At 63.5% G+C, this 20,057-nt stretch carries 20 protein-coding genes; 12 read left to right on the top strand and 8 right to left on the bottom strand.

What is annotated here, in order from left to right; all coding sequences use genetic code 11:
• Nucleotides 1–182: 182 nt before the first annotated feature.
• The 9 genes from L1075_RS13085 (at nt 183) to L1075_RS13045 (ending at nt 10,231) form a co-directional block, all read left to right on the top strand.
• Nucleotides 183–1,076 (top strand): LysR family transcriptional regulator, encoded by an 894-nt coding sequence (locus L1075_RS13085; protein ID WP_075369060.1) that lies wholly within the window; start codon nt 183–185, stop codon nt 1,074–1,076.
• A 211-nt stretch (nt 1,077–1,287) separates the two neighbouring features.
• Nucleotides 1,288–2,454: an aromatic ring-hydroxylating oxygenase subunit alpha gene (locus L1075_RS13080; protein ID WP_246942248.1), complete on the top strand. Its 1,167-nt coding sequence runs from the start codon at nt 1,288–1,290 to the stop codon at nt 2,452–2,454.
• Nucleotides 2,451–3,218, top strand: a complete 768-nt coding sequence (locus L1075_RS13075; RefSeq protein ID WP_011507749.1) for an SDR family NAD(P)-dependent oxidoreductase — start codon at nt 2,451–2,453, stop codon at nt 3,216–3,218. The genes L1075_RS13080 and L1075_RS13075 overlap by 4 nt, the downstream gene beginning before the upstream one ends.
• 66 nt (nt 3,219–3,284) lie before the next feature.
• A complete protein-coding gene (locus L1075_RS13070; RefSeq protein WP_246942246.1) occupies nt 3,285–4,244 on the top strand; it encodes an ABC transporter substrate-binding protein in 960 nt (319 codons plus the stop codon).
• A 29-nt stretch (nt 4,245–4,273) separates the two neighbouring features.
• A complete protein-coding gene (locus L1075_RS13065) occupies nt 4,274–5,938 on the top strand; it encodes a choline dehydrogenase (protein ID WP_246942244.1) in 1,665 nt (554 codons plus the stop codon).
• A gap of 12 nt (nt 5,939–5,950) precedes the next feature.
• Entirely contained in the window at nt 5,951–6,904 is a 954-nt protein-coding gene (locus L1075_RS13060) for a PDR/VanB family oxidoreductase (protein ID WP_246942242.1), read from the top strand.
• Nucleotides 6,905–6,954: 50 nt separating this feature from the next.
• On the top strand, nt 6,955–8,454 hold the full coding sequence (locus L1075_RS13055) for an aldehyde dehydrogenase (RefSeq protein ID WP_246942241.1): 1,500 nt from the start codon (nt 6,955–6,957) through the stop codon (nt 8,452–8,454).
• Between the two features lie 114 nt (nt 8,455–8,568).
• Nucleotides 8,569–9,225 (top strand): class II aldolase/adducin family protein, encoded by a 657-nt coding sequence (locus L1075_RS13050; RefSeq protein ID WP_246942239.1) that lies wholly within the window; start codon nt 8,569–8,571, stop codon nt 9,223–9,225.
• Between the two features lie 46 nt (nt 9,226–9,271).
• Nucleotides 9,272–10,231 (top strand): GlxA family transcriptional regulator, encoded by a 960-nt coding sequence (locus L1075_RS13045; RefSeq protein WP_246895364.1) that lies wholly within the window; start codon nt 9,272–9,274, stop codon nt 10,229–10,231.
• Between the two features lie 13 nt (nt 10,232–10,244).
• On the opposite strand, the gene phaC is transcribed toward L1075_RS13045, so the two are convergent.
• The 5 genes from phaC to prmB form a co-directional block, all read right to left on the bottom strand.
• A complete protein-coding gene (gene phaC, locus L1075_RS13040) occupies nt 10,245–12,101 on the bottom strand; it encodes a class I poly(R)-hydroxyalkanoic acid synthase (RefSeq protein ID WP_246895363.1) in 1,857 nt (618 codons plus the stop codon).
• 102 nt (nt 12,102–12,203) lie between these two features.
• Complete coding sequence (locus L1075_RS13035; RefSeq protein ID WP_040242304.1) at nt 12,204–12,653, bottom strand: phasin family protein; 450 nt, start codon at nt 12,651–12,653, stop codon at nt 12,204–12,206.
• Between the two features lie 106 nt (nt 12,654–12,759).
• Complete coding sequence (locus tag L1075_RS13030; RefSeq protein WP_246942237.1) at nt 12,760–13,050, bottom strand: hypothetical protein; 291 nt, start codon at nt 13,048–13,050, stop codon at nt 12,760–12,762.
• Between the two features lie 124 nt (nt 13,051–13,174).
• Nucleotides 13,175–14,260 (bottom strand): chorismate synthase, encoded by a 1,086-nt coding sequence (aroC, locus tag L1075_RS13025; RefSeq protein ID WP_246895675.1) that lies wholly within the window; start codon nt 14,258–14,260, stop codon nt 13,175–13,177.
• Between the two features lie 17 nt (nt 14,261–14,277).
• Nucleotides 14,278–15,231, bottom strand: a complete 954-nt coding sequence (gene prmB / locus L1075_RS13020) for a 50S ribosomal protein L3 N(5)-glutamine methyltransferase (RefSeq protein ID WP_246895676.1) — start codon at nt 15,229–15,231, stop codon at nt 14,278–14,280.
• A 128-nt stretch (nt 15,232–15,359) separates the two neighbouring features.
• Here prmB and L1075_RS13015 point away from each other — a divergent pair, with 128 nt between their 5' ends.
• Nucleotides 15,360–15,950: a Smr/MutS family protein gene (locus L1075_RS13015; RefSeq protein WP_246895677.1), complete on the top strand. Its 591-nt coding sequence runs from the start codon at nt 15,360–15,362 to the stop codon at nt 15,948–15,950.
• A gap of 86 nt (nt 15,951–16,036) precedes the next feature.
• Here L1075_RS13015 and L1075_RS13010 read toward each other — a convergent pair whose 3' ends face one another.
• Together L1075_RS13010 and L1075_RS13005 are read right to left on the bottom strand one after the other, a co-directional pair.
• The gene (locus L1075_RS13010) at nt 16,037–17,077 is read right to left on the bottom strand and encodes a patatin-like phospholipase family protein (RefSeq protein WP_246895678.1); all 1,041 of its coding nucleotides are present in this window, start codon (nt 17,075–17,077) and stop codon (nt 16,037–16,039) included.
• Nucleotides 17,078–17,091: 14 nt separating this feature from the next.
• The gene (locus L1075_RS13005) at nt 17,092–17,973 is read right to left on the bottom strand and encodes an alpha/beta fold hydrolase (RefSeq protein ID WP_040242313.1); all 882 of its coding nucleotides are present in this window, start codon (nt 17,971–17,973) and stop codon (nt 17,092–17,094) included.
• A gap of 274 nt (nt 17,974–18,247) precedes the next feature.
• Here L1075_RS13005 and L1075_RS13000 point away from each other — a divergent pair, with 274 nt between their 5' ends.
• Nucleotides 18,248–19,195: an AEC family transporter gene (locus L1075_RS13000; RefSeq protein WP_082021296.1), complete on the top strand. Its 948-nt coding sequence runs from the start codon at nt 18,248–18,250 to the stop codon at nt 19,193–19,195.
• A 109-nt stretch (nt 19,196–19,304) separates the two neighbouring features.
• Nucleotides 19,305–19,832 (top strand): YgjV family protein, encoded by a 528-nt coding sequence (locus tag L1075_RS12995; protein ID WP_246895679.1) that lies wholly within the window; start codon nt 19,305–19,307, stop codon nt 19,830–19,832.
• 70 nt (nt 19,833–19,902) lie between these two features.
• Here the strand turns inward: L1075_RS12995 and L1075_RS12990 are convergent, their stop codons facing one another.
• Entirely contained in the window at nt 19,903–20,034 is a 132-nt protein-coding gene (locus L1075_RS12990) for an FCD domain-containing protein (protein ID WP_281504186.1), read from the bottom strand.
• Between the last annotated feature and the right edge of the window lie 23 nt (nt 20,035–20,057).

Raw genomic sequence — 20,057 nt, 5'->3', positions numbered from 1 at the left:
TTGGGCGATGACGCTCTATGTCGTCTTGCAAAATGTCGCCTTGCAACATGTCGCTAGCTACACGCCGCGATAACCGGCGCAACCTTGATGCCCCTAAGCCTAAGGGGGCTTATGGATAAACGCAATTCATGTTATTTATGCTTTGGATTCCAAAATAGAATACTTCCCAAGAGAGCGCGTTCATGGATACGCAAAGCCTGCAAGCCTTCCTCGCGGTCGCCGATCACGGCTCGTTCTCGCTCGCCGCGGAGCAGCTCCACCTGACACAGCCCGCCGTCAGCAAGCGCATCGCGGGCCTCGAGGGGCAAGTCGGCGCGCAGCTCTTCGACCGACTCAACCGCCGCGTGACGCTTACCGAGGCCGGTCACACCCTGCTGCCGCGTGCCCGCCAGATTTTGGTGATGTTCGACGACAGCCGCCGCGCGCTTTCCAACCTCAGCGGCGACGTCAGCGGCAGCCTGACCATGGCCACCAGCCATCATGTCGGCCTACACCGTCTGCCACCGCTGCTCAAGGCCTATACTCAGGCGCATCCCGACGTCCGCATGGACATGCGCTTCCTGGACTCGGAACAAGCCTACCAAGGCGTGCTGGACGGCGACCTGGAGCTCGCCGTGGTCACGCTGGCCCCGGTCCCCGATCCTGCGCTGACGGTGGTGCCGGTGTGGATCGACCAGCTGCGCTTCGTCTGCGGACGCGAGCACGCCCTCGCCGGACGCGACACGGTCGCCCTGTCGGCACTGTCCGATTACGACGCCGTGCTGCCGGGGCATCTGACCTTCACCCGGGGCATCGTGGTGGACACCTTCGCCCGCGACGGCCTGCAAGTGAACGTCTCGCTATCCACCAACTACCTCGAAACCCTCAAGATGATGGTCGCCATCGGCCTGGGCTGGAGCGTATTGCCCGAGACCATGATCGACGACGAGATCGAGGTCATGCCCATCGATCATCGTCCCATCCAGCGTCCGCTGGGATACCTGTTCCACAAGAGCCGTACTCTCTCCAATGCCGCCAGGGCTATGCTAGGTATGCTCGACGACGCCCGGGACACGACGGCCCGAGGCTGGTCGTGAAACCCCATGTCGTGAAAGATCAAGACCATCCGCAAGATAGCCAGGCGGTTCGCCTTTTTTCGTCACTCTTATTTGATCTATAGCGACGCAAAAACGCCGTTTATTATCAATCGGTCCGCCACGTCGTGTCAGAAAACATCATGTGAGCTGTTCGGCGCCGCCTTAGCCTTGTGCCAGACCAACGACACAAACCGCTTGCATGAGGCAGGACATGACCGACACGACTCCCCAAGCGTGGGCGGAGCAGCCCGCGGAAAAGGCACTGACTCTTCCGTCCCGTTATTTCTACGACCCACAACTGTTTGCCGCCGAACGTGACCGCATCTTCATGAGTGCCTGGCATTTCGCCTGTCATGTCAACGAGCTGGCCGAGCCCGGCGCCTTCGTGGTGCGTGAGATCTTCGATCAGAGCGTCATCGTGATACGTGACCGCCAAGGCGAGTTGCATGCCTTTCATAACGTCTGCCAGCACCGTGGCAACCGTCTACTCAACGAGACGCGCGGCGTTCAGAAAGGCGTCATCCGCTGTGCCTATCATTCCTGGTGCTACGGGCTGGACGGCAGCCTACGCGCCGCACCTCGCAGCGACCGGATCGCGGCCTTCAATGTCGATGATTACCACATTCCGCCGGTGCGCCTGGAAGTCTTCGCGGGGGGCGTCTACTTCAATCTCGATCCCAACGCCACCGACATGCAGACACTCTTCCCCGGTGCCGAGGCCGCCATACGCGAGGCGATTCCGGATCTGGACGCCATGCAGTTGATCCAGGAAGACGACGTCATCGTCCCGGCCAACTGGAAAGTGATCATGGACAACTCCATCGAGGGCTATCACTTCCAGCTTTCGGGGCCCCACCACGTCGACCTGGCCGCCCTGATCGACTTCGATGGCTACCGCCTGACCCATCACGACAACTGGTGGACCTACGGCGCGCCGCCCAATGCCGATGCCAAGCAGGCTTACGGCGTGTCGCTGGATCGCCCGCCCGGCAACGGCGACGGCTTTTTCAACATCGGCATCTGGCCGCACAACACCTTCTACCAGTTCCCGTTCTCGCAGTGCATGGGCACGTTCATGATCATCCCGCTGGATGCCGAGCGTTCGATTCTGCGCTTCGGGTATTACACCCCGCACGACACGCTGCCGGAAGTCACCAAGGCCAGCATGCGCTGGATGAACGAAGAACTCGGCCCCGAGGACATCGAGCTCAACATCAGCGTGCAGAAAGGCCTGCACTCGCTGGGCTACGACCAAGGCCGTTACATGATCGATGCCGCACGCAGCAACGAAAGCGAGCACCTGGTGCTGCACTTTCACCGCCTGGTGTTCCAGGCCTTGCACGGTGACGCCAGCACGCCCCAGGAGGCGCCGTCATGACATTCACCGGTCAACGCGTGCTGGTGACCGGCGGCGCCCGCGGTATCGGCGCCGCCACGGCACGGCGCTTTCTGGAACAGGGGGCGCGCGTCGCCATCGGCGCGCGCCGAGAGGCCTCCGTCGAGGCGTTCCGCGATTCGCTGGCGAATACCGAGCTTGCCTCGGCCACGGTGGAATCCGCCGTGGGCGAGATCGGCACCCAGGCCGAGTGCCGGGCGGTCGTGGAAACTGCCGTCGCGCGCCTCGGTGGGCTCGACATCCTGGTCAATTGCGCCGGCGTCTTCGAGGAAGTGCCCTTCGAAGCGGTCACGCAGGAACACTGGGACAGCACGTTCCGCGTCAACGTGGGCGGCACCTTCTTCTGCCTCCAGGCGGCGCTACCGCACCTGGAGGCCAGTGGCGGCAACGTCGTCAACCTGGGTTCGGATGCCGGCCTGATCGGCTTCCCACCGAGCAGCGTCTACTCCGGTGCCAAGGCCGCCGTGGTCAACCTGACCCGCGCCCTGGCCCTGGAGCTGGCCGGCCGCATACGGATCAACTGCGTGTGCCCGGGCAATGTCGAGACCGACATGATCCAGCACGCCGCCGAGGCCAGCGGCGAGCCACACGCCTACCTGGACGCGGCCCATCGACGAGCGCCCCTGCAACGCATGGGAAAACCGCAAGAGATCGCCGATGCCGTGCTCTATCTCGCCTCTCCCCAGGCCGGTTTCACCCATGGCGCCATCCTGTCCGTCGACGGTGGCGGCGTGTGCGGCTTTTGAGCTCGCGCAGGCCCGCTCGCCGCACCTGACGGCAACACAACGACAACACATCACGAGGAGACTCCCATGACCGCTATCCCCCGACACCGCACCCCGCTGGGCCGCTTGACGTCCACGTTGCTCGGCGGCGCCATGGGCGCGCTACTGCTCGCGCCTTTCGGGCTCGCCCAGGCCGAGGACGACACGGTCCGCTTCGGCACGCCGCAATGGCCCGGCGCCACCGTCAAGTCGGAAGTGGCGCGACAACTGCTGGACACGCTCGGCTATCGCACCTCGCTGCGGGAAGCCAGCTCGTCGATCATCCTGGAAGGCATGGCGAGCGGCGATCTCGACGTCAACATGGCGCTCTGGCGGCCGTCGCAAAGCGGCATGCTCGATCCTCGCCTGGAAGCCGGCGAGCTGGTCGAAGTCGTCAAGAACATCGACGGCGCGCGCTTTCAGCTCGCGGTGCCCGAATACGTCTGGGACGCCGGTGTGCACTCGATGGCCGATCTCGCCGAGCACGCGGAACGCTTCGGCCGCACCTTTTATGGCATCGAGCCGGGCAACGTCGGCAACGAATTGATGCAGAACGCCATCGATGACGGCACCTACGGCCTGGATGACTGGCGGGTCGCCGCGTCCAGCGAGACCGGCATGATGTCGCAGGTCGAAAGCGACATCCGTAACGAGCAATGGGTCGCCTTCCTGGGCTGGGAACCGCATTGGATGAACGTCGACTTCGACATTCGCTACCTGGAGGACCCCGAGAACCTCTGGGGCGACGCCAGCTCGGTGTCCACGGTGGTCGCCAGCGACTTCGCCGAGCGCCACCCCAACGTCATCGCCTTTCTCGACAACATGGTCGTGCCCATCGCCGTCCAGGACCAGTGGGTCTACGCCTACAGCCGCGAGGACCAGCCGCTGGAAGCGGTCGCCGCGACCTGGATCCAGTCGCATCCCGAGCGGGTCAACGCCTGGCTCGAGGGCGTGACCACCGCGGATGGTAATACGAGTGCACAAGACGCCTACCAGGCCTCGCGTTGAACTCTCGCCCTTCGCCTCAGGATGCTTGCATGACGACTCATCGAGATTACGACTACATCATCGTCGGGGCAGGATCGGCCGGCTGCGTGCTGGCCGACCGGCTCACCGCCGATGGCGAATCCCGGGTGCTGCTGCTCGAAGCCGGCCCCCGCGATCGCTCATGGACCATCGACATGCCGGCCGCCATGGGGGCGGCCATCGATGGACCACGCTTCAACTGGCACTATTGGTCGGGGCCCGAGCCCTACCTCGACGGACGGCACATTGCCACGCCGCGCGGGCGCACGCTAGGCGGCTCGTCGTCGATCAACGGCATGGTGTACATCCGCGGTCATGCCCGCGATTACGATGTCTGGGAAGACGCCGGCTGTCCCGGCTGGGGTTACCGGCACGTCCTGCCCTACTTTCGCCGTGCTGAAACCCACGAACTGGGGGCCGATGCCTACCATGGCGAGACGGGGCCGCTGCATGTCAGTGCCGGGCGCCCCGAGGATCCCCTGGCGAAAGCCTTCCTGGCCGCCGGGGAGGAAGCCAGCTATGCCGCCAGCGACGACCTCAACGGCTATCGTCAGGAAGGCTTCGGTCGTGTCGATCGCACGACGCGCGCGGGCAGGCGCTGGAGCACGGCGCGTGGCTACCTGGCGCGCGCCGAAAAGCGCGCCAACCTGACAGTCGTCACCCACGCACTGGCCCAGCGCGTGCTGATCGGCGAGACCGGTGCCGAAGGCATCGAATATCGCCACGCCGACACTCTGCACCGGGCACGCGCCACCCGCGAGGTCATCCTGGCGGGCGGCGCCATCAACAGCCCCCAGTTGTTGATGATCTCCGGCATCGGCCCCGACGACGAACTGACCCGCTGCGGCATTCCTCGCGTGCATACGCTCGAGGGCGTGGGCCGCCGCCTCAGCGACCACCCGGATACCGTGGTGGCGTACCGCTGCCGCCAGCCGGTTTCGCATGCGCCTTGGACCTACGCCCCCCGCAAGTGGTGGCTGGGCATGCGCTGGTTCCTCGACCGGCGCGGCCTCGCGGCGAGCAACCAGTTCGACGCCGGCGCCTTCATCCGCTCGCGGGCGGGGGTCGAGCATCCCGACATTCAGTTGACGTTCATGTCTCTGGCCATCGCGCCCGGCACCACCGAAAGCCTGCGCGAGCATGCGTTCCAGGTGCACATCGACTTGATGCGCCCCACGAGCATGGGCCGCGTGCGCCTCAGGAGCGCGGACCCCGCACGAGCGCCGGAGATCGTCTTCAACTACCTGGCCACCGAGCGCGATCGCGCCGACATGCGCGCGGCCGTGCGTCGCGTCAGGGAACTGGTCGAGCAGCCGGCATTCGCGGATTTGCGGGGCGAGGAAATTTCCCCCGGTGCCGACTGCCAGAGCGACGAGGCACTGGATGCCTGGGCGCGCGCTACCACCGAAACCGGCTATCACGCCGCCGGCACCTGCAAGATGGGCCCAGCCGACGACCCGGAAGCCGTGGTCGACCCCGAGCTTCGTGTGCATGGCATCAATGGTCTGCGTGTGGTCGATGCCTCGATCATGCCCCGCGTGGTCAGCGGCAATACCAATGCGCCGACCGTCATGATCGCCGAAAAGGCCAGCGACATGATCCTCGGCCATGCGCCGCCGGCGCCCTCGGATGCTCCCTTCTGGCTGCATGACGACTGGCAACACCAGCAACGTTGAGGAGGACATGCCATGACCGCGACGCCATTCGACGTCGTGATCGAGAGCCACCAGCGGCTATCGAGCGCTATCTACCAGATCGAGTTGGCCGCCGCCGATGGCGACGCCCTGCCGCCGGCCCCGGCGGGTGCCCATCTCGAGGTGCACCTTCCCAATGGCCTGGTACGTCACTATTCGCTGCTGGACGACGCGCGTCACGGTCGCTATCGCATCGGCGTGCTGCATGATCCGGCCTCGCGCGGGGGATCCGCCTTCCTGGCTGAACAGGCCGGTATCGGCACACGGCTGCGCGTCTCTGAGCCCCAGGATCGCTTCCCTCTCGCCGACGACCGGCAGCACTACCGGCTGATCGGAGGCGGGATCGGCATCACGCCGCTCGTCGCCATGGCGCGCCGACTCGTCGAGCGGGGCGATACGGTCGAGGTGCATTACCTGGTGCGCCACCGGGACGAGGCGGCGTTCCTCGACGAACTACGCGCGTTCCTGCCCGCATCGCAGTTGCACCTGCACGCCTCCGCCACGCAGGGAAGGCTCGCACCGCGAGCGCTGCTGGGCAACTACGCGCCGGAGACCGGGGTCTATGCCTGCGGCCCCGAAAGCCTGCTGGGCGCCTTGACCGACGCGGCACAGGCGTGGCCCCCGGGCGCACTGCAAATGGAACGCTTCCGCGGCGCATCGCAAGCGCCGGCAGCGCGTACCACGCCTTGCCGGATCGAGCTCGCACGCAGCGACATGCAGTTCACGCTCGCCGAGGACGAAACCCTGCTCGACGGCCTCGCGCGCGCCGGCGCGGCGCCGGACAGCCTGTGTTGCGAAGGCGCCTGCGGCACCTGCGGCATCCCCGTGCTCGAAGGCGAGGTCGAGCATCGCGACGTTCTTCAGTCCGATGCCGAAAAAGCCGCCAACGACATCATTTACGTCTGCGTTTCGCGTCCCAAGGGGGAACGCCTGGTGCTCGACCTGTAAGGTCGGCGCGAGCGCTTTCCACGCCCATTCAACAATCGCCAAGGTACGTTATGTCTTCCTCTCCCCTACCCACCACCCACGCCGACTGGCAACACCGTTCCGCCGCCCTCTCGCTGGATGGCGCGGCCTACATCGACGGTCACCGTTATATGACGCGCCAGGGTGAATCGCTCGCGTCGATCAACCCCATGACGGGCACGTCGCTGGCAGATATCACGGCCTGCGGCCCAGAGGATATCGATGTCGCGGTCGACGCGGCACGCCGCGCGTTCGAGCTCGGTGCCTGGTCACGTGCCGAGCCGACGACACGCCGCCGATGCCTGCAGGCGCTCGCCGCTCAGGTGCGCGACCACGCCGAGGAACTGGCCCTGCTCGACAGTCTGGAGGTCGGCAAGTGCATTCACGAAGCCCTGGACGACGTCGAGGAAGCGGCCCTGCTCTTCGACTGGTTCGGCGAGCTCCAGGACAAATGCTACGACCAGCTCGCGCCCAGCCCCAATAACGTACAGGCCACGGTGGCCCACGAGCCTCTCGGCGTCGTTGCCGCCGTGGTCCCGTGGAACTTTCCCCTGCATAACGCGGCGGTGAAACTGGCGCCCGCGCTGGCCGCCGGCAACAGCGTGGTGCTCAAGCCCGCCGAGGAATCGTCGCTTTCCGCGCTGCGTCTGGCGGAACTCGCGACCCAGGCCGGCCTCCCGCCCGGTGTGCTCAATGTCGTGCCGGGATACGGGCATGTCGCCGGCGAAGCGCTGGGCCGGCATTCAGGTGTCGACGCGCTCGGCTTCACCGGCTCCACCGAGATCGGCAAACGCTTTCTGGTCTACTCGGGGGAATCCAACATGAAACCCGTGTGGCTGGAATGCGGCGGCAAGAGCCCGCATCTGGTGTTCGACGATTGCCCCGATCTGGAGGCCGCCGTGGACAACGCCGTGGCCGGTATCTTCACCAACGCCGGCCAGGTCTGCTCGGCGCATTCGCGCCTGTTGCTGCAAGAGGGCATCGCCGAGCGCTTCCTCGAGGCCCTGCAGGCACGTATCGCGACGCTCGTGCCGGGAGACCCGCTCGATCCGGCGACGACGCTTGGCCCGCTCGTCAGCCAGGCACAGTTCGACAAGGTTCGCGACTATCTGGCGGTCGGCAAGCGCGAGGCCACGCTGTTGTGCGGCGGCGAGACGCTGCAGGCGGCGGGCGGCGCCTTGTTCGTCGCCCCCACGGTATTCACCGATGTCGAACCGCATCATCGGCTCTTCCAGGAGGAGATTTTCGGTCCCGTGCTCAGCGTGACGTGCTTCAGCGACGAGCACCAGGGCGTGACATTGGCCAATGCCAGCCAGTATGGTTTGGCAGCGTCCCTGTGGACCGCCGACCTGGGACGCGCCCATCGCCTTTGCGATGCCCTGCAGGCCGGCACCGTGACGGTCAATGGCGTCGATGCCGTCAGCCCGCAGACGCCTTTCGGCGGCATGAAGCAATCCGGCATCGGCCGCGACTACGCGCTGGCCGGCATGCACAAATACATGGCGCTCAAGACGCGCTGGATCCACTATTGATGGCCTCGGTTTCGCCATCGCCACAGGAGCGATACATGACGACCGCTACCGAGCTTCCCGGTACCCCCCCGCGAACAACTGGCCTGCGCGTTCCGCTGGCTGGCCCGCCTCGACATGCACGAAGGCGTCGCCAATCACTGCAGCCTGGCCACCCAGGCGGACGGCCGGCGCTTTCTGGTCAACCCCGAAGGGCGTCATTTCGCGGAAATGCGTGCCAGCGACCTCGTCGAGGTGGATGCCAGCGCCGCACAACGTCCCGAATCCATCGATCCCACCGCCTGGGCCATTCACGGCGCCATGCATCGTCAGGGCCGCGGCGTGGGATGCGTGATGCATGCCCACTCGCTCTACGCCACCGCCCTGGCCTGCCTGGAGACGCCAGAGCTACCCCCGGTGGAACAGAACGCCATGCGCTTCTTCGAGCGAGTGCATGTCGATGCCGGGTTCGACGGCATGGGGCTCGACGAAGAAGCGGAACGCCTCGGTCAGTTGGCCGGCACGGCGCCGATCCTCCTGCTCGGCAATCATGGCGTGGTCGCCACCGGCCACGACGTCGCCGAAGCCTTCGACAACCTCTATTACTTCGAGCGCGCCTGCCGCTCCTATCTGGTGGCCCGTGCCAGCGGCCTTCCCGTGCGTCCCGTCGCGCCCGAGGTCGCGCGCAAGACCGCCCAGCAATGGGAGGACTATCTGACGCAAGGCTCGGCGCACATGCATCTTGCCGCCTTGATGCGCCTGCTCGACCGCGACGCCCCCGACTATCGTGATTAATACGCAGCGCACAACGCCAACCCCAGAGCGCATCGCGATCCTGTTGATGCCGCAGTTTTCCTTTGCCGGTCTGGGGGCGATGCTGGATCCGTTGTTCATCATCAACTGGCTGGCCCAAGAGCCGCGCTTCAAGTGGCAATTATTGGGCAGCGATACCACGGTCGCCGCTTCCAACGGCGTCCCCCTGAACGTGGACACCGAGTGGCCGGCACCGGCCGATCTGGACAGCGTGTTCGTCCTCGCCAGTTTCGAGACCAAGACGTATACCGGCGACAAGCGTATCGCCATGTGGCTTCGCCAGTGTGCGGCGGCCGGGGTGGCGTTGGGCGGCATCGAGATGGGCAGCGAAGTACTGGCCGCGGCGGGCGTGCTCGACGAGCATCAGGTGGCCGTGCACTGGGATAATTTGGAAGGCTTTCGCGAGCTTTATCCGCGCATCCAGGCCACCAGCGACCTCTATCGCATCGCGGGCCAGCGGCTGAGCTGCGCCGGAGGCACCGCCGTGCTCGACATGATGTTCGCCTGGCTCACGCCACGTGTGGAGCCGCCCTACATGGAGGAGTTGCGCAATCACTTGCTGGAACGCCGCCAGCGTCGCGACGACAGCGAACAGTTGTCGGCGGCGCCCGAACACCATGTCGAGACGTCGGCGCAGTTGCGCAAGGTGATTCGCACCATGCGACGCACCCTGGAAACGCCGCTCTCGGCGCCGGCACTAGCCGCCCTCGTCGGGCTCTCGGCTCGCCAGTTGGAACGGCGCTTCAAGGCAGAACTCGGCGTCACGCCGATTCGTTATTATCTCTGGCTGCGCATCAATCGCGCGCATCGACTGCTGCAGCAGACCGACCTGAGCGTGGCAGAAGTCGCCAGTTGCGCCGGTTTTGGCTCTCTGGAGCATTTCTCCCGTGCCTACCGGCGCTTCTTCGGCTGCGCGCCCAGCGACGACCGCCTGCAGTCGCGAGACGCACCGGTGGTCCCGGTGCGCCTCTTTCCCGTCAAGCGCTGAGGGCACTCAGCCATCATGACGACGAGCTGTCGTCCTCAGCAGGTTTAACACCCAACACCTCGGGAATCGTCTGCCGCACATAGCGGCCGGGGGCGGGTTCGATGGGCTTCAGTTCGCCCTCTCCCGGATGACGCGCCGCGACCGTCTTGTCGGGATCGGCATAGCGGTTGTCGGTCATCCAGGCTTGCCAATGCGGCCACCAGGATCCCTCCTGAAACGTCGCCGACTCGAGCCAGGCATCGGGATCGTCGGGGATCTCATCATGGGTCCAGTAGCCGTACTTGCGTTTCGCCGGTGGATTGACGATTCCCGCGATATGCCCCGCGCCCCCCAGCACGAAGGTCACCGGCCCCTTAGGCAGTCGAGCTCCCAAATAGCTGCCTCGCCATTTGGCGATGTGGTCATCGCGCGTGGAGACGAAATAACTCGGTGTCGAGATCTTCCGTAGGTCGATCTTGACGCCATCGAGCTCTATGCCGCCGGGCTGGACGAGACGATTCTCGCGATACATGTGGCGCAGGTACCAACCATGGGTGCCCGCCGGCAGGTTGGTGCCGTCGCTGTTCCAATACAGCAGATCGAACGCCGCTGGCGCCTCGCCCTTGAGATAGTTGCTGATATAGAACGACCAGAAAAGATCGTTCTCGCGCAGCAGGTTGAAGGAAAACGCCATGGCACGACCATCGAGGTAGCCGTCACGCGCTAGCTGACGTTCGATGCCCGCCAGCACCGGCTCACTGAGGAACACGCCAATCTCGCCGGGGTCACTGAAATCCTGCAGCGTCGCCATGTAGGTCACAGAACGCACCTTGCGACCACGCAGACTACTCGTCAGATACGCCACCGTGGTCGCCGCCAGCGTGCCGCCGATGCAGTAACTCAACAGGTTGACGGATTTCTCACCACAGGCTTGCTCGATGGCGCCCATGGCGGCGACCGGCCCCGACTGCATGTAATCGGCCCAGGTCAGGTAACGCTGCTCGGGCCCGGGGTTGCGCCATGAGATCATGAACACCGTATGCCCTTGCGCCACTAGCCATTTCACCAGCGAGTTATCCGGGCGCAAGTCGAGCACGTAATACTTGTTGATCCAGGGCGGCACGATCAGCAGCGGCGTCTTGAAGACCTCCTCGGTACTCGGGTTGTACTGAATCAGTTGCATCAAATCGTTTTCGAAGACCACCTCGCCCGGTGTGATGGCAAGGTTCTCACCCAACCGAAAGGCGCTGCGGTCGCTCATCGCGACGTTGAGTCCCTCGGCGGAATTGGCCAGATCCTCGCGCAAACGCTTGAGGCCCTCGACGAGGTTTTGTCCTCGTGTTTCGAGAGTCTTGCGGACCACTTCAGGATTGGTGGAGACGAAGTTGCTCGGCGCCAGTGCGTTGACGTACTGCCGCGCATAGAATTCCAGTTGATGGCGTGTCTCGGGCGTCAATCCGCCGAGATTCGCCAACAACTCGTCGACGGCACGCACGAAGAGCAAATACTGCTGAAGGATATAGCGATAGAAGGGATGCGAGTGCCAGGCATCATCGCGAAAGCGTCGATCCTCGGGACTCGGCTCGATCACTGCAGGTACATTCTCGCCCATGAGCTCCCGCAGAGCATTCTGCCAGACACGCAGTTGATCCTGCGCCAGACGCATCTGCACGGTATAGACCGCCGGCGCATTGAAAACCATGGCCTCGGCGCCGATACGCAGACTCTCCTGCATGTCGGCATACACCGAAGCACCCGCGTCGCTGGGCCACAACCGATTGAAGGCTTCCTGCATGAGGGATTGGTATTGCTCACCGAACTCGCTCACCTGACGTTGCCAGGCGTGCGGGTCAGCGAAGGCATCATTGCCTTCCTCGGGCCCTTGCCACATACGTCATCTCCCCGCATCGCAAAACGGTTCACGCGCATGCGCGCCGTCGGCAGCCGCCTGTCTTCGCGACTGCCGGGGACACGGCACGTGGTGCCTGCTGTTCTATTCTTTGTTTTTGCTGGTGCTGCTACTGCGTGAAGAGGACGATTGGCTATTGTTGCTCGCCGCCTTGGCGGGTTCGGACGCCGCCTTCATGTTCTCAGAGGCTTGATCGGCAGCCTGCTGCCCCGTTTCGGACATCATCTCTTCCAGGTCGGCCTTGAACTTGAGGCTGATGTCGGCCATCGCACGGGCGTCTTCGAGCATTTGCTTGGAAAGCGAATTCAGCATGTCGGCCTGCTGGGTGGTGAAATCGCGTGCGTCCTCGGCATCCTTGACCTCGGAAGCCGCCCGCATACGCTCGACGCCCAGTTGGCTATAGCGCTTCATGGCATCGAGCTGGTATTCGGTCATCCGCTCCATGTTGTCCAGCATCAGACCGTTGAACTTGCGCATGGGCTCGAAAAAGCCGCGCGTCTGTTCGGAGAAGGCACTAAACATTTTGTCCTGCATGACGGATTCCTCCTGGAGGATCTAGGCAAGGCCAGTGCGCGTTATGCTGCACTGCACAAATAATAGTCCCACCCCTTTGAGCTTGCAATTGCCATATGTCAAGACTCTAGGACTTTTTTCGTTTCGAATTGTGAGCCGTTTCGTCACCCTGTGTATCGGCTTGACGCAGCATATCCATCAACATCTGCTGGTAGTGCCCGAAATTGGCGACACCCTGTGCCATGCCTTGCTGTAGGAAAGGCTGCATGAGGCTCCAGGGATCGTAGCCCTCCGCCCCAGCGTCCATCTGCTGGCGAATATGGGTCATCAACTCTTGTTGAAAGGCTTCGACATCCGGCAACCCCATCGCCTGGCGAAATTCGGCTGGGGTGAGATCGAACTCGACATGGACTTTCATGAGACGCTCCCGTTGCTTGCTCCTTTCAGTGTAGCGAGCCTTGCGCGAAACGAGAGCGTTCCCCACGAAAAAGCCCGCCTGGGCAAGGCGGGCTTCGTGATGCATGACGCTTATCAAGTAGCCTTCACGACAAGCGTGGTGTGTCCACTTCGACATCCGCGTTCTGCGCGCGGTGACGCAAGAAGTGATCCATCAATGTGAGCGCCATCATCGCCTCGGCGATCGGCGTGGCTCGAATGCCGACACAAGGATCGTGCCGTCCCTTGGTGACCACCTCCACGGCCTCACCGTGGATGTCGATCGAACGCCCCGGCTGAGTGATGCTGGAGGTCGGCTTGAGCGCCAGATGCGCCACCAGCGCCTGACCGGAACTAATGCCACCCAACACGCCCCCGGCATGGTTGGAGAGGAAACCCTCGGGCGTCATCTCATCGCGATGCTCGCTGCCGCGGCTTGCCACGGCGGCGAAACCGTCGCCGATCTCCACCCCCTTGACCGCGTTGATGCTCATCAAGCCGTGGGCCAGGTCGGCATCCAGGCGGTCGAAGACCGGCTCACCAAGCCCCACCGGCACGCCCTCGGCAACGACGGTGATCCGCGCGCCGACACTGTCTTGGTCGCGGCGCAACTGATCCATAAAGGCCTCGAGCTCAGGGACCTTGTCCGGGTCGGGACAGAAGAACGGGTTGCTATCGACCGCTTCCCACTGCTTGAAGTCGATGCCAATGGGGCCCAGCTGACTCATGTAGCCGCGCACGCGAATACCTTGCGATGCTAGGTACTTGCGCGCAATAGCGCCGGCAGCGACGCGCATGGCCGTCTCGCGGGCGCTCGAACGTCCACCGCCGCGATAGTCACGAATCCCGTACTTGTGATGGTAGGTGTAGTCGGCATGCGCGGGGCGGAACTGGTCCTTGATCTTCGAGTAGTCCTTGGAGCGCTGGTCGGTATTCTCGATCAAAAGCCCAATCGGCGTGCCGGTGGTAACGCCCTCGAAAACGCCCGAGAGGATGCGTACCTGATCGGGCTCGCGGCGCTGCGTAGTATGCCGCGAGGTGCCCGGCCGACGCCGATCCAGATCATGCTGCAAATCCGAGGCATCGAGCTCGAGCCCCGGCGGACATCCATCGATGATGGCGCCTAGCGCTTCGCCGTGGCTCTCGCCGAAGGTCGTGACGGTGAACAACTTGCCAAAGGTATTGCCGGACATTCCGCGCTCCTCAACGATCAGGCGAACGATGCCGCATAGTGGTCGAGCTCGGCAGCGGTCAGCGCGAATACGCCCTCGCCGCCCCGCTCGAACTCGAGCCACAAGAACGGGACTTCGGGAAACGCCGCGTCGAGATGCCGCGCGGAATTGCCCACTTCGACGATCAACACGCCATCGTCGGTCAAATGCTCACGCGCCTCGCGCAACATGCGGCGCACGATATCCAACCCATCGTCGCCCGCCGCCAGAGCCAGGCTTGGCTCGTGGCCAAACTCGGCCGGCATGCCCGCCAGGTCACGCGCATCCACATAGGGCGGGTTGGAGACGATGATGTCATAGCGCTGACCGGCAACGCCGGCGAACAAATCCGAGGTCACCGCACGCACGCGCTTACCAACATCGTGATGCACGATGTTGGCCTTGGCCACCGCCAGCGCCTCGGGGCTGATGTCGACCAGGTCGACCTCGGCCGTGGGCAGGTAAAGCGCCGTGGCGATACCGATACAACCGGAACCGGCGCACAAGTCCAGTACCCGCGTCGGTGACCACTGGGGGAACCAGGCTGCGAAGGCGTCCTCGACCAACTCGGCGATCGGCGAGCGCGGGATCAGTACCCGCTCGTCGACCTCGAAAGGGTAACCGGCGAAGAAAGCCTCACCCAGCAAATACGGCAAAGGTGTGCGCTGCTCGATGCGCTGGCGCACCAGGCTCACGACCCGGCGACGCTCGATCGGCAACAATCGGGCATCGAGCACCGCCGGGTCGACATCCCAAGGCAGATGCAGCGCGCCCAGCACCAGTGCCACCGCCTCGTCCCATGCGCTCGCCGTGCCATGTCCGAAGTGCAAGCGGTGGGCATTGAATTCACTGGTCGCCCAGCGCAGGCAATCACGCAGCGACACCAGCCCTTCGGCCAGTGACGCATCGTCAAGGGTCAGCGTGGAAACGTCGGTCGGTCGGGAAGCGGGCACGAAGCATCCTGTTAAGCGGTTCCATGGAATCGGCGATTGTACCCGGAGCGCGCGCCGGTTCACAGCCGTGGGCAAGTCGCTATACTGGGTAACCTTTCAACCGACCGTGCCGCCTGGGGAGTTTCGTCATGAGCCGACGCCGTGGCCAGCCCGACGACGCCGAGATCAACGTGTTTCGTCAAGCGCTGGAAGACGCCGGTGTGCACCGCCTGCATACCAACCGCGCCGATACCGGACGCCCGCGTCGCAGCGACGACGAGGCCGTGGCGGAGCGCCGTGCCGCCGCCACCAGCGCCGACACCCAAGCCCCCACCAGTCGCACCAGTGATGGTCGCGTCGAGCCGGTGCGCCCCAGCGAGGCACTGGAATTCGCGGTCCCCGATCTTCCCTATCGCACACGGACACAACTAAAGCGCGGCAATATCGAATGGGAAGCCGGCCTGGACCTCCACGGCTACACCGTCAGCGAGGCGCGCGAGCAGCTCGAAACGTTCCTTCACGACGCCCACGGGCAACGCTGGCGTTGTGTACTCGTCATACACGGCAAGGCCCGCGCATCGCTACTGGGTAAGGACGATGATTACCCCGTCATCAAGAGCCACGTCAATGCATGGCTGCGCGAATGGCCCGCCGTGCTCGCCTTCTGCTCGGCACGCGATGCGGATGGTGGAACCGGGGCGGTCTATATCCTGCTTCGTCGGCGCGGTGATGCCGTATAACCGACCGCCACCGGCCACGAATATCCAACATCTAAGTTTCAACACAGCCAAGTTGTAACACACCTAAGCTTTAACACACCCAAGCTTCAACTCGGCTTGCGTCTGGCAGGGGTCATCAGTGGATGATACTTGGCTTCAGTCACGTCCCCTCCGGTCACGGTCATGTCGCGATCCCCCTCGTAACGGTCGATGGCCTGCGCGGCCAGGTGATGCCCCAGTTGAATCAGCGCCTCGGCACGATGAAACTCATAGGCACCGCAGACGCTCTTGGGCACCTCGATCAAGATATCGGGGGGATACCCGGCCACCTTGTATTTAGCCAATGCCGCCTGAGTGATATCGAATGAGGCCAGCATCATGTCGAGCTTGCCCCAGGCGCGTTCGGTCGCCGCTTGTTCGGAGGACTCGCTATCCTCGCCGTCTTCCTGGCCGTTGCCGAACATGTGCTGCACACGCTCGCGCACACCGCCCAGCCAGCCGCCGAATCCTTGTCCGCGCGATTCGCGCTCGCGTTCGCGTGCTTCTTCCTGGGCCGCTTCCTCGGGCGGCAGCATTTCCTCGAGCGTCACCTGTCGGGAAGTCTGCGCAGTGGAGTTGACCGCCACTACCAGGTCGGCGTGAACCGCCACGGTGGGAATGATCGGCAATGGGTTGAGCAAACCGCCATCGACGAGAACATGCCCATCCAGATGCACCGGCGTGATGATGCCAGGAACCGCGATGGAGGCACGGATCGCGCGCAAAAGCGGACCGCTCTGGAACCAGATTTCCTTCTGCCGATTGAGGTCGGTGGCCACGGTCGTCAACGGAATGCTCAAATCCTCGATGCGGATATCCCCGATCAGGCTCTCGAGCTTGTTCATCACCTTGCTGGCACGCATCGCCCCCATCGGGCTCCAGGTTACGTCGACCAGCTTGAGCACATCGAAGTAATCCAGTTGACACACCCAGTCGCGGTATCGATCAAGCTGGCCAGCCGCATAAATACCGCCCACCAGGGCGCCCATCGAGCAGCCCGAAATGGCGGCGATCTCGTATCCGCGGGCCACTAGCTCGTCGATCACGCCGATATGCGTATAGCCCCGCGCGCCACCACTGCCCAGTACCAACGCCACTCGCTTGCCCATGTCAGCCTTCTCCTTCAAACATGACGCCTCGTCGTCTCATTCGAGTCGGCGATGATAGCCTCGGCCACGGCGTCGACGGCGTGCGCTTCGAGATGCAGATGATGTCCACCGGGCAGTAGCACGCGCGTGAGCCGAGCGATGGCGTCACGAGCACGTTGGGCGTAGGCACGCTCGGCGAGAATACCCTGCTCGCCTTCGATCAACAGTACCGGGGCTTCGATGTTATTCAGTAACGACAGCATCTGCTCGGTGGTAAAGCGCACCAACGAGGGGCGCAGCAAGCGACCGTCGGAGCGTAAGCGTACGTGGCCATCGTCTTCCACATCCAGGTTGCGGCGCACCAGGGGCGTAGCCGTGTCGGTATCGATGGGCGTCACACCGCCCGCCACGCGTGCCGCGATCGCAGTGGCCTCGTCGGGATAGCGCGGCACCGTGGAACGCGAGCGACGGCGCTGGATCAACCCCATGCGCAGTTGCTTGGCGGTATCGTCGACCTCGGTAGTCAATGTCCCCAGGCCATCGAGCAGCACCAGACGCTCGACACGCTCCGGCATCGCGGCCGCCACCAGACACGAGACAGCCGCCCCCATCGAATGCGCGAGCAGCGGCGCACTATCGAGCCCCAATGCATCGAGCGCGTCCAACACGTCCAACGTATATTCCCAGATCGGGTAGTCGCCGCCTTCGGCACGCGGCTGCGAGCGCCCATGACCAGGGAAGTCGATCGCGACGATGCGAATCCCCAGACGTTCGACTAGCAACGGGGCCAAGCGCGAAAAGCTTTCGGCGTTATCCAACCAGCCATGCAGCGCCAACCACACGGGCGCGTCAGCGTCGCCCCAGGCCAGGGCCGCGAGGCGCCCATGGGCCAGATTCAGAGATTCGGGTTCGCGCATGAGGACTCCCATAATTGATCGATCGAGGGCCCGCTCGCCACGCCACCGTCTTCATCGGTCATGGGGCGTTTGAAGCGCGGCACTGGGCCTAGCAGGCTAACGGGTTTACCATAAACCTTTTCGTTTCCCAAGCCGACCAAGGAACAAGGAATCCTGCGTGCCAAAATCTCGACCACCCCGTCCCACTCGCCTGCGCAATACCCTATTTTGGCTCGTCGTGGCCGCTGCCATCATCGTGGGCTTCGTACTAGCAAGACAAGGAAGCTGATCGCGCATGGACCTGCTGGCCGTCTTCTCGCATACCCTGCAAGTCACGCTTCCCGTCTTCGCCATGGTGTTTCTGGGAATCGTCTTCAAACGCATCGGCTGGATCGACGCACATTTCATTTCCATGGCCTCGGCATTGGTGTTTCGCGCCACCATGCCGACTCTGATTTTCCTGAGTATCGTGCGCGCCGATCTGGACGTCGCCCTGCAGCCGGGACTGATCGTCTACTTCCTAGGCTTTTCGGTACTGAGTTTCTTCCTTGCCTGGGGCTGGTCCATCTGGCGCTGCCCCCATGCCGAGCGCGGCGTTTTCACGCAAGGAGCTTTCCGCGGTAATTGCGGAATCGTCGGCTTGGCCCTTGCCGCCAACCAGTACGGCGACTACGGGTTGTCGCTAGGAAGCATCCTCGTCGGCGGCATCATCATCGTGTACAACGTCTTATCGGCGATCATTTTGGCCTATTACAGCGCAGGTGCACGATCGGGCATCGGCGCGATTCTCAAACATATTGCCAAGAACCCGCTCATCCTGGGTGTCTTATTGGCGATTCCCTTTGCGTATTTCCATATCGACCTGCCCGCATGGCTGCTCACCTCGGGCGACTATTTCGGCGCCATGTCTCTACCGCTGGCCTTGGTCTGTATCGGCGGTACATTGTCGTTCACCTCCGTCAAACAGAGTAGCGGCCTTGCACTGGATGCCAGCCTCTGGAAGGTCGTATGGCTCCCCCTTCTAGGCGTATTGGGCGCCTTCGCGCTCGGCTATCGTGGGCGCGAGCTGGGCATTCTCTTTCTCTTCTTCGGTAGCCCCGGCGCTGCGGCGAGTTTCGTCATGGCCAAGGCCGCGCACGCCAACGCCAAACTCGCCGCCAATATCATCGTCATCACTACCGTCGCCTCATTGTTCACCCTTAGCGCCGGAGTGTTCATACTGAAATTGATAGGCTGGATCTAAAACCGGCCACTCACTAATCACCTCACTCACGATATTTGCCGAAGGTTTGCGCCCCTTATCGCAAACTGCGATTAAGTGAATATGGCCATGACAAGGAGTCAGCCGCTGCATGCTTGACAGTTATAGCGCACTCGCTGGGCAATTCTTTGGCGTGATCTCGCTGATACTCTGCCTGCTTGCCTTTGCCAGTAAGCGGGATGAGCGGCTGATGGGTCTATTGCTCTCCGCCAATGTGGCCTTCGCGTTGCAGTTCATCCTCTTCGAGAGCTGGACGGCAGCGGCGTTGACGGTGCTGGTGATCGTGCGCATCGCACTCGCCCGGCGCTATCCGGGCAGCAAGGGTGTCATGGCGGGCGTGCTTGTCGCCAGCGGCTTGGCGGCACTGCTGACCTGGCAAGGTTGGGCAGACGTGCCTGCCATCGTGGCGATGACGGTGGGAACGGTGGGTATGTTTCTATTCCACGGCATATCCATGCGCATCTGCTTGGGGCTCGCAGCATTGTCATGGTTTCTCAGCCATGCCTTGGTGGGCTCAGTGGGCGGCATGCTCGCCGAGGCGCTGGTATTCGTTACCAACGCTATCACCATCTATCGGCTGGCCCGCGCCAGGCGTCGCTACCCACAAGCGTTCGAATGAACATGTCGACCCGGGCCCCATCCGAGACGCCAAGGTCGCAGGATAAGGGCCGCCATGCGCCAACCAGGCGTCACGTCCGATAAGAAGCATAGGTATTACTCGCACGGCTCAGATGATGACGCATCGCATCGCGGGCCGCGTCCGAGTCGCCGGCGAGAATCGCCTCGAGAATATCGGCATGCTCCTCGGCGACACGCTCCAGATAACGATGTGTCGCCGCCGTGT

The sequence above is a fragment of the Chromohalobacter beijerinckii genome (genome assembly GCF_023061185.1).
In the GTDB taxonomy this organism is placed as follows: Bacteria; Pseudomonadota; Gammaproteobacteria; order Pseudomonadales; family Halomonadaceae; genus Chromohalobacter; species Chromohalobacter beijerinckii.
This window is presented reverse-complemented; position numbering and strand designations above follow the sequence as displayed.

Bases quoted from the DNA above. Each gene is read 5' to 3' on its own strand.
- L1075_RS13085 (WP_075369060.1), top strand. From the start codon at position 183: ATGGATACGCAAAGCCTGCAAGCCTTCCTCGCGGTCGCCGATCACGGC.
- L1075_RS13080 (WP_246942248.1), top strand. From the start codon at position 1,288: ATGACCGACACGACTCCCCAAGCGTGGGCGGAGCAGCCCGCGGAAAAG.
- L1075_RS13075 (WP_011507749.1), top strand. From the start codon at position 2,451: ATGACATTCACCGGTCAACGCGTGCTGGTGACCGGCGGCGCCCGCGGT.
- L1075_RS13070 (WP_246942246.1), top strand. From the start codon at position 3,285: ATGACCGCTATCCCCCGACACCGCACCCCGCTGGGCCGCTTGACGTCC.
- L1075_RS13065 (WP_246942244.1), top strand. From the start codon at position 4,274: ATGACGACTCATCGAGATTACGACTACATCATCGTCGGGGCAGGATCG.
- L1075_RS13060 (WP_246942242.1), top strand. From the start codon at position 5,951: ATGACCGCGACGCCATTCGACGTCGTGATCGAGAGCCACCAGCGGCTA.
- L1075_RS13055 (WP_246942241.1), top strand. From the start codon at position 6,955: ATGTCTTCCTCTCCCCTACCCACCACCCACGCCGACTGGCAACACCGT.
- L1075_RS13050 (WP_246942239.1), top strand. From the start codon at position 8,569: ATGCACGAAGGCGTCGCCAATCACTGCAGCCTGGCCACCCAGGCGGAC.
- L1075_RS13045 (WP_246895364.1), top strand. From the start codon at position 9,272: ATGCCGCAGTTTTCCTTTGCCGGTCTGGGGGCGATGCTGGATCCGTTG.
- phaC (WP_246895363.1), bottom strand. From the start codon at position 12,101: ATGTGGCAAGGGCCCGAGGAAGGCAATGATGCCTTCGCTGACCCGCAC.
- L1075_RS13035 (WP_040242304.1), bottom strand. From the start codon at position 12,653: ATGCAGGACAAAATGTTTAGTGCCTTCTCCGAACAGACGCGCGGCTTT.
- L1075_RS13030 (WP_246942237.1), bottom strand. From the start codon at position 13,050: ATGAAAGTCCATGTCGAGTTCGATCTCACCCCAGCCGAATTTCGCCAG.
- aroC (WP_246895675.1), bottom strand. From the start codon at position 14,260: ATGTCCGGCAATACCTTTGGCAAGTTGTTCACCGTCACGACCTTCGGC.
- L1075_RS13015 (WP_246895677.1), top strand. From the start codon at position 15,360: ATGAGCCGACGCCGTGGCCAGCCCGACGACGCCGAGATCAACGTGTTT.
- L1075_RS13010 (WP_246895678.1), bottom strand. From the start codon at position 17,077: ATGGGCAAGCGAGTGGCGTTGGTACTGGGCAGTGGTGGCGCGCGGGGC.
- L1075_RS13005 (WP_040242313.1), bottom strand. From the start codon at position 17,973: ATGCGCGAACCCGAATCTCTGAATCTGGCCCATGGGCGCCTCGCGGCC.
- L1075_RS13000 (WP_082021296.1), top strand. From the start codon at position 18,248: ATGGACCTGCTGGCCGTCTTCTCGCATACCCTGCAAGTCACGCTTCCC.
- L1075_RS12995 (WP_246895679.1), top strand. From the start codon at position 19,305: ATGCTTGACAGTTATAGCGCACTCGCTGGGCAATTCTTTGGCGTGATC.